At 36.8% G+C, this 13563-nt stretch carries 12 protein-coding genes and 1 riboswitch; of the genes, 5 read left to right on the forward strand and 7 right to left on the reverse strand.

Annotated elements, in window-relative coordinates:
• On the reverse strand, window positions 1-1195 hold a 1195-nt coding region (locus tag FJR05_RS23835; RefSeq protein ID WP_254447068.1), incomplete at its 3' end, for a serine/threonine-protein kinase.
• A 197-nt stretch (window positions 1196-1392) separates the two neighbouring features.
• Here FJR05_RS23835 and FJR05_RS23840 point away from each other — a divergent pair.
• Window positions 1393-1689, forward strand: a complete 297-nt coding sequence (locus tag FJR05_RS23840) for a hypothetical protein (RefSeq protein WP_168646405.1) — start codon at window positions 1393-1395, stop codon at window positions 1687-1689.
• Between the two features lie 33 nt (window positions 1690-1722).
• On the opposite strand, the gene FJR05_RS23845 is transcribed toward FJR05_RS23840, so the two are convergent.
• The 3 genes from FJR05_RS23845 to pgk form a co-directional block, all read right to left on the reverse strand.
• Window positions 1723-2070, reverse strand: coding sequence for a type II toxin-antitoxin system PemK/MazF family toxin (locus FJR05_RS23845; RefSeq protein WP_168646406.1), 348 nt, complete (start codon window positions 2068-2070; stop codon window positions 1723-1725).
• Window positions 2061-2276 carry a hypothetical protein gene (locus FJR05_RS23850; RefSeq protein ID WP_168646407.1) on the reverse strand — a complete coding sequence of 72 codons (216 nt, stop codon included), beginning with the start codon at window positions 2274-2276 and terminating at the stop codon, window positions 2061-2063. Before FJR05_RS23850 ends, FJR05_RS23845 begins: the two co-directional genes overlap by 10 nt.
• Window positions 2277-2391: 115 nt before the next feature.
• A complete protein-coding gene (pgk, locus tag FJR05_RS23855) occupies window positions 2392-3594 on the reverse strand; it encodes a phosphoglycerate kinase (RefSeq protein WP_168646408.1) in 1203 nt (400 codons plus the stop codon).
• 88 nt (window positions 3595-3682) lie between these two features.
• Here pgk and FJR05_RS23860 point away from each other — a divergent pair, with 88 nt between their 5' ends.
• A complete protein-coding gene (locus FJR05_RS23860) occupies window positions 3683-4090 on the forward strand; it encodes a universal stress protein (RefSeq protein WP_168646409.1) in 408 nt (135 codons plus the stop codon).
• 175 nt (window positions 4091-4265) lie between these two features.
• Here FJR05_RS23860 and FJR05_RS23865 read toward each other — a convergent pair whose 3' ends face one another.
• Entirely contained in the window at window positions 4266-5045 is a 780-nt protein-coding gene (locus tag FJR05_RS23865) for a hypothetical protein (protein ID WP_168646410.1), read from the reverse strand.
• A 318-nt stretch (window positions 5046-5363) separates the two neighbouring features.
• Window positions 5364-5507, forward strand: a riboswitch (cobalamin riboswitch).
• Window positions 5508-5957: 450 nt separating this feature from the next.
• Between FJR05_RS23865 and FJR05_RS23870 the strand changes: the two genes are divergently transcribed.
• Entirely contained in the window at window positions 5958-6341 is a 384-nt protein-coding gene (locus tag FJR05_RS23870; RefSeq protein WP_168646411.1) for a DUF1636 family protein, read from the forward strand.
• 160 nt (window positions 6342-6501) lie between these two features.
• Here FJR05_RS23870 and FJR05_RS23875 read toward each other — a convergent pair whose 3' ends face one another.
• Entirely contained in the window at window positions 6502-7848 is a 1347-nt protein-coding gene (locus FJR05_RS23875) for an N-acetylmuramoyl-L-alanine amidase (RefSeq protein ID WP_168646412.1), read from the reverse strand.
• A 40-nt stretch (window positions 7849-7888) separates the two neighbouring features.
• On the reverse strand, window positions 7889-8827 hold the full coding sequence (locus FJR05_RS23880) for a serine hydrolase (protein ID WP_168646413.1): 939 nt from the start codon (window positions 8825-8827) through the stop codon (window positions 7889-7891).
• A 113-nt stretch (window positions 8828-8940) separates the two neighbouring features.
• On the opposite strand from FJR05_RS23880, the gene FJR05_RS23885 reads away from it, so the two are divergent.
• On the forward strand, window positions 8941-10239 hold the full coding sequence (locus tag FJR05_RS23885; RefSeq protein WP_168646414.1) for an ATP-binding protein: 1299 nt from the start codon (window positions 8941-8943) through the stop codon (window positions 10237-10239).
• A gap of 79 nt (window positions 10240-10318) precedes the next feature.
• The coding region (locus tag FJR05_RS23890; protein ID WP_168646415.1) for a hypothetical protein at window positions 10319-13563 on the forward strand (3245 nt) is incomplete at its 3' end.

Consider the following 13563-nt stretch of genomic DNA (forward strand, 5'->3'; position numbering starts at 1 on the left):
TATCTTTTGCTTGTTTGTATTTAGAACTAAATTCCTCATCAATAGCACAGTTATCTAGTGGTTTACAAATAATAGGAATATGCTCCGATTGAGTTCCTAAAAAAACTGTTCCCAGTACGAAAACACCTATGGAACTCCAGGTGATTATCCGAGATGAGTTATTTGGCACAGAAATGCGACTCTTTGGAACACCTGAATTTTGCTTTGATTTAACTTGAGTAGATGATATTTTTGATGGTGAGTTTTGTTGTTGAGATGGTACTTGAGAAGATTTGTGTGAAGACTGATAAGCTGTTTTAGTTGTTAATTGTGAAGTTTTTAAAAATTGTAAAACTTCTTGAGCAGATTGATAACGGTCTTGATAATATTTTTGTAATAATTTATCTAAAACTGTGTCCAAGTCTCGGTTAACAGGTTTTTGTAAGTGAACACGCCAAGTTTTCACCCATTCATAGCCATATTCTTGGTAAAGTTCCCCAGGATGAACTCCTGTTAGTAAATGAAAACAAGTCGCACCCAAACTATATAAATCACTGGCAGGATATACTTTCCCATCCCGCATTTGTTCTAAAGGTGCATAACCAAAAGTACCAATTAATGTTCCTGTTGTAACTGTTCCCTGGAGTTGTTTTGATGCCCCAAAATCAATTAATATTAATTTGCCATCACTACGACGACGCATAATATTTTCTGGTTTAATATCTCGATGAATTATTTTATAATAGTGAACTACCTCCAAGGTTGTTAATAAATCTTGTAATAAGGCGCGGATTTTTAATTCTGAGAATATTCCCTGGTTTTTTAATTCTTGTAATAAATTTGCACCGTCAATGAATTGTTGTACTAAATACAAACGGTTATCTTGTTCAAAATAAGCTAACAGAGTGGGAATTTGGGAATGTTCACCGAGTTCTTGTAGTTGCTGTGCTTCTTGTAAAAATAATTCCTTGGCTTTTTGGAAGGCGTTTGTACCAGTAATCTGCGGTGCAAATTGTTTAATTACGCACTGGGTGTTAAGTTTGTCAATGTCTTGTGCTAAATAGGTTTTGCCAAATCCCCCACTACCTAATGATTTAATCGGACGATAGCGGTCTTTCAAGGTGACTATAGCAACGTTGCAGTTAGGACAGAATTGGGTATGTTCGGGAACTGAGGGGTTATGACACCCTGGGTTAAGACAACATATCTGATTCATGGTTGTGGGGTGGTAGATACGTTTATGATTAAATATCTACTAATATACACGAAATATACTTAAATCGACAATTGACTGATTTTTTCCCCAGTAAGTAAGTATGCTAGAATTAAACCAGTTTAGTTAACAGACAATTTTGATATTATATAAATTGTAGTTAAAACAAACCTGATATTACCACTGGAGGTAAATCATAAATGCTAAATAATCAGTCTATTACCGAACTGACTTTACAGGATTTAGAATCCTTGATTAATAGAATTGTTGATGAAAAAATTAATCAGATTAATCTTGATCAAGATCACAAAATAGAACAAACTGAGATTGTTCAAAACATACACATTTTGCCAGAAGATATTGAAAAATCTAATCCTTTTGTTCAGTTTGATGGTATTTTCAAAGACGATCCGCTTTTTGATGAATTTGTAGAAGATATGGCTGCAAATCGCCGTGAATTAGATGCAGAAATAGCTGCTTATGAATCTTATTTATAAGTTATTATGTAACATAATAAATACTTCCTAAACTCAATTACTTAAAATCCAGTTAGCCAGATTGATTTTAATTCGCTCTAATCTTTCTGTGGAAATTTCACCAATATTTCCTAATAATATCTTTTCTGATACAACTGCTAAACGTGAGACTCGAAAAACACTTTCTGATTTTAAGCCTGTTTGTTTAAAATCCTGATCATTGGGTGTAATAATTTCGTCAATTCCAGTCAATTCTTGCCCTGTTTTAGTGGAAATCATCCAAACTAGCCAATCATCATAATTGTTGATTAATGGCTTAATTAGAAGTGCTGGGCGTAACTTTCCAATTGCCAGATTCGTTTGGGGAAATTTGAATAAAACAATTTGACCAACTATTGCCATTTCTCTATAATGTCCGCTTCTGTGTATTCGGGGAGATGATCATTTTCTAAACCTCTCATAGCTTGTTCAAGAGAAAATTGATTCCATTCTTGATTTTCTGTATTATTTATATATGGTAACAAGGTATTATAAAGCGTTAGTTTTTCTTGTTGTAATACTTCTTGAACTATCTCCTTAATCAAGGCTTTTAATTCTTGGGTTTCCATAATTTTACCTTTGGCTAACTTCCTAATGTTAGTAGATAAATGCTAACAAAAAGAGTAAGGTAATGTAAAACTACACCCCTACTCAATTTGTTATCAATTAGCGGAATTTAACAGCTTACGCTTCATCCAAAGCTGCAATACCAGGTAAAACCTTACCTTCTAGCAACTCCAAACTCGCACCACCACCAGTAGAAATGTGGCTCATTTGGTCAGCCAAACCGACCTTTTCTACAGCCGCTACAGAGTCACCACCACCGATAATGGTAGTTGCGCCGGTTTTACCGATTTCTGCTAGAGTATGAGCGATCGCTTCCGTACCCGCAGCAAATTTATCAAACTCGAACACACCCATAGGCCCGTTCCAAATCACAGTCTTACAATCAGCCAAAGCCGCTTGAAAAACCTTCACAGAATCAGGCCCAATATCTAAACCCATACCATCAGCAGGGATATTTTCAATGGGAACAATAGTAGCATTAGCATCAGGCGCAAACTTATCAGCAGCAACAATATCTGTAGGTAGCAATAAAGCTACACCACGTTCTTTCGCCTTAGCTTCCAAAGCCTTAGCCAACTCTAGCTTGTCTTCTTCTACCAAAGACTTACCAACACTCAAACCACGCGCTTTATAGAAGGTGAAAATCATCCCACCGCCAATGATCAACTTATCGCACTTTTCTAACAGAGTTTCAATTACACCAATTTTGCTAGAAACCTTAGAACCGCCAATAATCGCCGCCAAAGGACGCTTAGGTTCTTCAATGGCACTTTGTAAATATTGCAATTCCTTCTCAACCAAATAACCAGCCACAGAAGGACTCAGATATTTAGTTACACCCTCAGTAGAAGCATGAGCGCGGTGTGCAGTACCGAAAGCATCATTTACATAAAAATCAGCGTTGCTTGCCAATTTTTCCGCAAATTCAGGATTATTCTTTTCTTCTTCTGGGTAGAAACGCACATTTTCCAACAACAGCACTTGGCCATTTTGCAAAGCCGCAACCGCCGCTGCAACATCATCACCAATACAGTCATCAGTCTTAACAACTTCTTGTCCTAACAACTCAGAAAGGCGTTTAGCAACGGGAGTTAGACGTAATTTCTCATCTACACCCTTGGGACGGCCAAAATGACTTGCTAAAATGACCTTAGCACCCTTTTTTGTCAAATCTTGGATAGTTGGCAGCGCAGCCCGAATCCGGGTATCATCAGTAATGTTGCCTTGATCATCCACAGGCACGTTAAAATCAACCCGCACCAAAGCGCGTTTTCCAGATATATCAGCCGCAGATAAACTTGCTAAACTTTTTTTAGACACAGCCAAACTCTCCTGATTACTTTTTTGTTATTGTCTTCAAAATATGACCATCAAGATTTTACCGGAGTGAGGGGTGCAGAGGTGAGATATGTTTAAAACAGTTCTATTTCCCATTGATCAAAGTCGAGAAGCCAGAGAGGCCGCAGATGTGGTTGCCAATATCGTGCAAACCTATGGCAGTCGCTTAATTCTGCTCTCAGTCGTTGAAGAACCAGACCCAGAAGCGCCAGCTACCAGTCCTATGGTATCTCCAGAAGCAGTTGCCCAACTCCTAGAAAATGCCCGAACCCTGTTTGCTGAACAAGGAATCGTAGCTGAATTACTAGAAAGACAAGGTAAACCAGCCTTTACTATTTGTGATGTAGCTGATGAAGTTAACGCCAGTTTAATTATCATGGGCTGTAGAGGAATAGGCTTAACGGATGAAGGCGCAACGGATAGCGTTACCACGCGGGTAATTAATCTTTCTCCCTGTCCAGTTTTGATTGTTCCTTGATTAAACGTCGCGTGCATTAGTTTGGTTTATTACAGTTTATGTCATAACAGACATCATTTGATCATAATGAATGGGAGATGTAAATCTCCCTTTAACTCACAGAATTATTTTGTGGTTTGATTATTGAAAAGATCCGTAGGGTATGTAAAGCCCATAATTTTTAACGCCAACCTACTTAGACAAGGTAACTAGTATTCGGCATAATGGGAAACATTGCATATTCATACCAAGCTGTCCAAATAAAACTCCGAATCCAGCGCTGACGTTTCTCCAAGCTTAATTCATACTCAAATGCACCAGAAGATTGATCAATAGCAGATAAATGGGAGTTACAACCACAGCCATGTTGGTAAGTGAAGCCGTATTTAGATGCTATACTTTGCACCTTCATTTGCATCGCAAATACCTTACCTGCGTGTAGAATAGCATCCCATGAACGTTTATGTTCTATATCTCTTGGATCAAATCTTAAAGCCCGTTCTTCAAACACATGATCTCGATAAATTGGGGCTAAATGCACATGATAGAAACTAGCTGGTAAATCATATCCAAATTCATCAAAGAGTTCCAAACCAATGCGAGCTACTTTTACCTCATTATTGTCCTCAGAACCTTTTGACTCACAATTATGCAAAACTGTTTCAAAGTTCGGATAGTTGTGAATCATAAAGTCATGACCATAAAATTCCAGAGTTTCCCATGCCAGTTGCCCAAATAACTCAGAAAATGAAGGTATTAGACGCAATAAATGGGGGCGGTCATTAAACAAATCAACATCACCATATTGCAGTTTATATTGAAACAACTGCGCCATTTCCACATAGATTTGTGGATTACTGAATCTGACATTTGCTCTGCCCTTAGCAATATCCTGCCACACACTAGGTAATTGAGCAACAGTAACCGCATTTTCACCAACAATGACTGCAACGTTAGAGGCTTCTTGAAGCTGCATATCCAATTTCCACAGAGAGTTTAATTAACTAATTTACTGCAAATAATCCCTTTTTTATCTTTTCAACAGCATAAAAAATGTTTGACAGATTGTCTTTTGACATTGATCCCAAAATGTCCATTATAGATTTAGGAATATTCACTGCTTAGACATTTTTTAATACCTGTTGTCAGTATATTTTTATAATTATCTCCAGACAAAAAAGCTAACAATTGCTAAGAATCGGCAACTTTTTTCTTCCTGCTTTATTAAGCCTCTGAGCAAAACAATTAACAGAATTATTCTCCCTTGCCTATTGACAAGACATAGAAAATATAGTAATCTCACAAGTGAATCGGTTTTAATGGAAAATAGTCATTAAACGCAAGGGGGAAAGTCTGGTGCAAATCCGGCGCTGTCCCGCAACTGTAAGGAGATTTATATCTCTAAGTCAGAATGCCCGCCGAAAGCCAGAAAACTCACATCCATCTGCGGTGGTACAGATGATTCAAGTCATGAATATTTCCATCAGAATTAATCAGTTTAGCTCCAGAGAAACTTTCCAAATTGTGTACTATTCTAAGAATAGTAACCGTCCATTTAATCATTTGCAATCCTGCTCTGAAGAAAGCGGGAAGCTTCTATAAGTGAGACTTATTGCTATCTTTTTGAGATATATTTTGACAAGAATAGAAAAGATTACAGTAATTGTAACTTGTCAGCTTTTGTGTGCAGTTAATTATTCTTCTTTACACATTTTGCAATAACCATACTGTAAAAAACTCTCATGTCTGCGTTTCCGAATTATTCTTCAACATTTCTAAGAAACGCAAATTTAATAACTTGCAATTCTGATTTAACGTGGAATGGTGCGTTACGCTGTCGCTAAGACACCCTACTTTTACACTTTATTTAATTCACATTTCTAAGTCAATGCTCAATCAAAAACATAACTTATTTGTTTGTACCACTTGTGGTAGTAAGTGGCAAGATGGTAAGCGGGTCGGTGAAAGTAAAGGTGAACAACTCCTAAAACAACTTCAAGAACTTGCTCAAGATAGTGAATTACACAATCAATTTTGCATTCAGGGGGTTGAATGTATGAGCGCTTGCAGTCATTCTTGCGTAATTGCTTTTGTAGCAGAAGGAAAATCAACCTATCTTTTTGGTGATTTACCAGTAGATAGTAGTGCATCTGCGGTACTAGAATGTGCAAGTCAGTATTATACAAAATATGATGGTGCATTGCCTTGGTCAGAACGTCCAGAACCTTTAAAAAAAGGCATTTTAGCAAAGATTCCCGCACTCGATAAGTGAGCGAAATTAAATAACAATTGTTGCTAGGAAACAGGAAACAATTTTTCTTTGTCGGATTTGGAAAATTGAGGATATCCAGATAGTTGAAACTGTTCCCTGTTCCCTCTCCTCACAGACAACTTTTATGGCTTACGCCACGCTTCGCTATCAGCAAACCTAATTATAAAAGATTTGCTGATTCATAGAGTCTTCTGATAATAGCTGTAATTTTGATTCCGTAGTCTAAATCCGCAGACCAGCGCCCTGATAATTGATTAACTGAGGGAGCAACACCTCTGGTAACAAAACGGAATCTAGGATCTACTTCTGGCTGGACTAAAGGTTCTAAACTGGCATAGGCTTTTAAATGTTGAATATGCGCTCTGACACCAATTCTGGCACTGGGAAATGATGCTCCTTCAGCACCACCACCAACTGTACCCAAACCGGCAAAGTTATTTTGTTGGGGTTTAATGTCAGTCCCAAACCGTAAAAATCCAGTTTCTAAACACATTTGACAAAAGGCAATGTCATGATTTATGCCTTCAATGGTTGCTTCTTCTCGATATAGTTTGGGAAGATCAGAAAATTGGGTAATGGCACTTTCATTATTGATTTTGAGAAATGCTTGTAATTGTCCTTCTGATGTATTGCCATTGGAGATAAGTTGTTCAACTTGTCCGGGACAAACTGCTAAAATTGAGCGTAATTTTACTGTGCGTGAGGCACTATCCCAACCAATAGAAATATTCGATTCTCGAAGTTCTACGGCTTTGATATAAACTATTTGCCGATAGGTAATTCGGCGTAAATTAATTGCTTTTGAGATATTAATCCGTAACCGATCTACTAAATCAATGGGGATGTAAGCATTACCATTAATTAATAGTCCTTGTTCTGAGTAATTTTGTCCATTGATATTGATGTTAATGCTGGGATAATTTTCGGTTGTTGGTTGTTGAGGATTATTTGCTTGACTCCAAGTAGTTAGTCCTTCGGCAATGCCGATCGCAAAATCACGACGACGACTTTGTAATAAAGCCCGATCTTCGGGACTGCTGAGGAAACCAACTTCTAGTAATATGGCAGCGATCGCTGTTTGACGACAAAATTGCAAGTTACCCAATCCACTATCTGTATCTGGTTTGACTCCGCGATTGGGTAATTGGGGGACACGACGCAAAAGTGCTGTCAATAACATTTCTCCATTTTGCTTGCGTTGGTCATTTTTGGCAATATAAAATGCACTTGCTCCCCGCACAGATGGACTATTGGCCGCATTGGCTTGAATTTCTATTGCCACATCTTTAGAATTAGCACGAGCATTAATCCAAACGATGGTTTGAGCCGCACTTAAATCGTCAGGAACAGCTAAAACTTCTAAATTCCGGGTTCGTAGTTCTATCACCACCAAATCCCGCAAAAGAATCATTTCCCTTGCTTCCGTTGTGCCACCAGCGATCGCACCGGGGTCATTTTTACCCGCTTCTGTGCCACCATGTGCCGCAGAAATAAAAATCCGTCCCATTTTTACCTATTTCCGTTGTTAAGTCCCAGCAATTGCAATTCTATAAATTAGCGATCGCTTCTGCAATTCTTTCAGACACAAAAGGCAAAATTTCCCGACTCTTAGCTTGTTCTTTCCCTTCCGTAAACACCACCAACAAATAAGGACGCTGATCTGGTAATTCAATATAAGCCGCATCGTGACGGACTGTGCTTGTCCAACCTGCTTTTGACCAGATTTGACTATTTTCAGGTAATCCACCCCCTAAGAAGCCTGTAACTTGGTTCTCGTCGCCATCTTGGCTTAACTCTTCTGGGTTAATACTGCGTTTGAGTAAATTCATCATGGATTGCGATCGCTCACTAGAAACCGTTACCCCACCCACGATACTATGTAATAGTCTCGCAGTCGCATCCGTCGTCACCATATTCCGATTTTCAAACATCTCCCCATAAAAAGCCCTTTCCCGGCCATAGGGACCATCACCCCAAGTCTTTTGACAGACATTAACCGCCTTCATTTCCTCCCACCCCAAAGACTGGTAATAACGATTAATAATATTCCGTTGATATTTCCAAGTTTCAAAAGGCCCAGGACTTAACAGCGGACCAGAAGTAGTTCCACTGATGATATCAACAATTAAACTAGTCGCATCGTTACTAGAATCAACGATCATATCCGTCAAAGCCCGGTTTAATTCCCCCGAAGTCTGACTCATGCCTTTCTCTAGCCATTCTTGCACCACCACCAAATAAAATAATTTCACCACACTGGCCGGATAAATCCGTTCTCCTCCCCGATAGCTAAAACCCCGCACCGGATGTTCCCAAAAAGCATTAGGAGTCAGCGCACCACCCGTATTCACTGGTGCAGGAGGATCATATACCACCCAAGTTAAAGCAATTTGATTGGGCGCTAAAGTGGGAAATTCTGCCCAAGTTGCCTCTAAAATTTGATTACCGATATTTGCTAGTTGTTGATCTTGATTAAAAAAAACCATTTGTAAATAATGTCCTTATGGTATTAAGAGTCTAGGTTCTGGCTTAATCCTATCATTACCTGTATAATTACCGAGGTAATAACTATGATTAAGCTGATTTCGGGTAATTTATCATGACATTTGATTTAACAAGATTTTATCAAGCTTGCAATCCAAATAAAACCCTTGATAAAAGTAAAGCTGAAGATAGACAATATTATATTGATTTTTCCGAGGTACGGGGTGCAGAAATAATTAGAGAATTAAAAAGAACTATTACTTTGCTTTCTCCAGAATCACCGACTTGTCAATTATTTACAGGACATATTGGTTGCGGTAAATCTACAGAATTGCTGCGGTTGAAAGCAGAATTACAAGAACAGGGATTTCATGTAGTATATTTTGAGTCTAGCCAAAGTTTAGATTTAGCGGATATTGATATTACAGATATTTTACTGGCAATAGCCCGCGAAGTTAGTCAAAGTTTAGAATCAGCACAAATTAAACTCAAACCAGGATATTTTCAAAATCTATTTACAGAAATAGCAGAACTTTTACAAACACCCTTAGATATTGGTGTAGAAGCGGAATTATCTGTAGGTATTGGCAAAATTACCGCCAAAACTAAAGATAGTCCTAAACTGCGTAGTCAACTCCGACAATATTTAGAACCCCGCACCAATGGCATTTTAGAATCAATTAACAAAGAATTACTCATACCTGCACAGGAAACACTGAAAAAGCAAGGTAAATCAGGTTTAGTTGTCATCATTGATAACCTAGACAGAATAGATAATGCAGTTAAACCAAATGGTCAATATCAACCAGAATACCTATTTGTAGAACGTGGTGAACAATTAAATCAATTAAAATGTCATGTTGTTTATACAATTCCCCTAGTTCTCATATTTTCCAACGCTTTAGGTAGATTAACAAATCGCTTTGGAGTAGACCCCAAAGTATTACCAATGGTGGCAATTAAACAGAGAAATGGTACAGATTACCAAGCAGGAATTACACTCTTACAAGAAATGGTCATGAAAAGAGCTTTTCCTGGTTTAACTTGGTCAGAAAGTCAAAATTTAATTACCAAAATCTTTGATAGTCCTGAAACATTAGAACGACTTTGTAAAGTTAGCGGAGGTCATTTGCGTAACCTGTTAATGTTATTATTTCGTTGTTTGCAAATGGAAGATACACCAATTTCTCACAAATGTGTAGAAACCGTCATCAAAAAACGTTGTAATGAATTAAATTTAGCAATTACTGACGAATGGGAACTACTAAAGCAAGTACAGAAGACAAAAACCTATAGAGGTAATGAACAATATGATATCTTACTCCGCAGTATGTTTGTCTTTGAATATCGAGATGAAGAAGGTTCTTGGTTTGATATTAATCCAATTTTGATAGAATCAAAGGAATTACAGTAATAATTACAGTAGGGTGCGTTAGCAACAGCGTAACGCACCATTGTTATTTAATCTATAAAGGTGCGTTTGGATTAACATCATGAATAATCAACAAAATATTCCTGAAAATAACGATAATTCTCTTAGGACAATATTAAGAGCAATTAATTTTTCTCAAGGTCAATTATCCCTAATTTTTCTGCGTTGCAATTATGCTAAATTACGTCAGCAGATAGCAGCACAACTCAAAGCAGCTTCTTCCATATCCATTAGAGAAATTACCTTACCAGAATCAGCTAAAAGTCTCTACGATAATATATTTCAAGAATTAAGAAATGAACAACCACAAGCTTTAATGATTTCTGGTTTAGACTCTGTTAAAAACATTGACGGAATTCTGAGTTTATCTAACCAAATTCGAGAGGAGTTTAGAAAAAACTTTCCCTTTCCGATTTTAATTTGGATAGATGATCAAATTCTCAGAAAAATTATTAGAGTTGCACCAGATTTAGAGAACTGGGGGAGTATTATTGACTTTGAAAATGATAGTGCTGATTTAGTTAATTTATTGCAAGAAACAACAGAAGGAATTTTTACTAATGACGTTATTCCTACTCCTCAAGTTTACAAAGAAATAGAATCTGCACGTCAGGATTTACAAAACAGGGGAGAAGAAATAGATCCAGAAATACAAGCAGGTTTAGACTTGATTTTTGGTTTACGGGAATATCAACAAGATCATCTAGAAAATGCTTTAATTTATTATCAACGCAGTCGAGAATTTTGGCAAATTCATAATAACTTAGAACGTCACGGTATGACATTGGTTAAAATATCTTTAGCTTATACTCGAAAAGCTGAAATTAGTATTACTGAAAATCGAGAAGATTGGCAAAATGCTAGAAATTATTTACAGCAAGCTTTAGATATTTTTGAACAAGCAGAAAGATTAGATTTAGTTGTTGAATATAACAACAATTTAGGAGAAATATTACGACACCTAAAAGCATGGACAGATTTAGAAAGTTTCGCTCAAAAATCTCTAAAATTATATGAAAACCTATCTCCTGCAAGGAGAGAGGCTTTGATTCCCCATTCCCTAGCAGGGAAGGGGGTTAGGGGGTTAGGTCAAAATTATGGTTTTCTCGCAGAAGTAGCATTAAAAAATAAAGAATGGCTAAAAGCAAATCAGTACGCACAGCAAGCATTAAATATTTTAGCTAATATTCCTAATTTACCATCTCAAGAATATGGTTTATATCGCTTATTTTTTGCCCGTTCTCAGATAGGTTTAGGAGACAATACCGCAGCAATTGAAACTTTAGAAACTGCTAAAAATGAAAGTTATCCTCAGTACAATCCTAAATTATATATTGATATCCTAGAAGAATTAAATTTTCTGTATTTTCAAGAAAAACAATATTTAAAAGCCTTTGAAATTAAACAAGCAAGACTACAAATTAAACAACAATATGGATTTGTAGCTTTTATTGGTGCATCTTATTTAAACCCCCAACGCAAAGTTATTAATTCTGAAAATTCAGAAGTTGAAAATACAGGAACAATTGCACAAGAAATTTCCGCTTCTGGTAGAGAAAAAGATGTTAAACGGTTGCGAGAAAGAATTGCAGGAACTCAAGATAAATTAACTGTAATTCATGGACAGTCTGGAGTTGGTAAAAGTTCGATTTTACAAGGTGGGTTAATTCCTGCACTGCAAAAAGAGCCTATTGGAGAACGTGATGTTTTACCGATTCTTTTACGGGTTTATACAAATTGGGTAGAAATTTTAGGAGAATCTTTAAAACCAAATATATCAAATGTAGAGGTAATTCATGAATTACTCCTACACTCTACGGATACAATTATTCAACAATTACGAAAAAATGCCGACAGAAATTTATTAACTGTTTTGATATTTGACCAATTTGAAGAGTTTTTCTTTGTGAATAATGACCAAAAACAAAGAAAACCATTTTATGACTTTTTACGAGTTTGTTTAGATATTCCCTTTGTGAAAATCGTCCTTTCTTTACGGGAAGATTATTTACATTATTTATTAGAATTAGACCGTTTAGTTGATTTAACCGTTACTAATAATAACATTCTTGATAAAAACATCCGTTATTATTTGGGTAATTTTTCTCCCGCAGATGCTAAAGCTGTGATTAAAAGCCTAACCGAAAAAACACGCTTTTATTTACAAGCAGAATTAATTGATGAATTAGTCAAAGACTTAGCGGGAGATATTGGGGAAATTAGACCAATTGAATTACAAATAGTTGGGACACAATTACAATCACAACAAATTAAAACTTTAGCTCAATATCAGAAATTTGGTAAAGAAAAATTAGTTGAGAAGTTTTTAGAAGATGTGATTAAAGACTGTGGTGCAGAAAATGAACAAACAGCGCGACTGGTTTTATATTTACTCACAGATGAAAATGGGACAAGACCTTTAAAAACTCATGTTGAGTTAGCAGAACAATTTCCTAAAGAAAGTGAAAAATTGGATTTAATTTTAAGTATTTTCGTCGCGTCGGGTTTGGTGTTATTGTTGCCAGAATCACCAGCAGATAGATATCAATTAGTGCATGATTATTTGGTTGAGTTTATTCGTCAGCAACAGGGAAATGAGTTATTAGCAAAATTAGCCAAAGCCGAAGCGGAATTAAAGCAGGAACAAGAAGCAAGACAAATAGTAGAAGATGCGAAACGTCAAGCTGATGAACAAATCAAAGAAGGACAAAAAAGGTTAAAGTTAAGTTCTAGTTTAGCTGTGGTTTTAGTGGTGATTTCTGGTGTAGCTTCGATATATTCTATGAATCAATTAAGAGAAGCGAGTATTGCTAAACAAGTTACCAAATTAGAACAAGGTGGAGTAAATGTTTTAAGACAGTTCCAACTTGAAGAGTTATCATCTTTAGTATCTGCTGTACAGAATGTTAAAGCTTTAAAAACATTAGTTAAAAATAATCCCCTGGAAAAATATCCCACTATTAGCCCTATTTATGCCTTAAATAATATCCTCGATAATATTAAGGAACGTATTCAATTTAAGGGGCATCAGGGTACAGTTTATAGTGTGAGTTTCAGCCCTGACGGCAAAACCATCGCTACGGCATCCGAGGACAAAACAGCGCGGTTGTGGAACTTGCAAGGGCAAATGATTCAGGAATTTAAGGGGCATCAGGGTACAGTTTATAATGTGAGTTTCAGCCCCGACGGCAAAACCATTGCTACGGCATCATCAGACAAAACAGCACGGTTGTGGAACCTGCAAGGGCAACTGATTCAGGAATTTAAGGGGCATCAGGGTACAGTTTATAATGTGAGTTTCAGCCC

The sequence above is a fragment of the Dolichospermum sp. UHCC 0259 genome, assembly GCF_009711935.1.
Classification (GTDB): Bacteria; Cyanobacteriota; Cyanobacteriia; order Cyanobacteriales; family Nostocaceae; genus Dolichospermum.

What these genes read in the sequence shown, in the direction of transcription:
- FJR05_RS23870 (WP_168646411.1), top strand. Translation starts at nt 5,958, where the DNA reads ATGCTCAATCAAAAACATAACTTATTTGTTTGTACCACTTGTGGTAGT.
- FJR05_RS23840 (WP_168646405.1), top strand. Translation starts at nt 1,393, where the DNA reads ATGCTAAATAATCAGTCTATTACCGAACTGACTTTACAGGATTTAGAA.
- FJR05_RS23850 (WP_168646407.1), bottom strand. Translation starts at nt 2,276, where the DNA reads ATGGAAACCCAAGAATTAAAAGCCTTGATTAAGGAGATAGTTCAAGAA.
- FJR05_RS23865 (WP_168646410.1), bottom strand. Translation starts at nt 5,045, where the DNA reads ATGCAGCTTCAAGAAGCCTCTAACGTTGCAGTCATTGTTGGTGAAAAT.
- FJR05_RS23875 (WP_168646412.1), bottom strand. Translation starts at nt 7,848, where the DNA reads ATGGGACGGATTTTTATTTCTGCGGCACATGGTGGCACAGAAGCGGGT.
- FJR05_RS23845 (WP_168646406.1), bottom strand. Translation starts at nt 2,070, where the DNA reads ATGGCAATAGTTGGTCAAATTGTTTTATTCAAATTTCCCCAAACGAAT.
- FJR05_RS23885 (WP_168646414.1), top strand. Translation starts at nt 8,941, where the DNA reads ATGACATTTGATTTAACAAGATTTTATCAAGCTTGCAATCCAAATAAA.
- FJR05_RS23880 (WP_168646413.1), bottom strand. Translation starts at nt 8,827, where the DNA reads ATGGTTTTTTTTAATCAAGATCAACAACTAGCAAATATCGGTAATCAA.
- FJR05_RS23860 (WP_168646409.1), top strand. Translation starts at nt 3,683, where the DNA reads ATGTTTAAAACAGTTCTATTTCCCATTGATCAAAGTCGAGAAGCCAGA.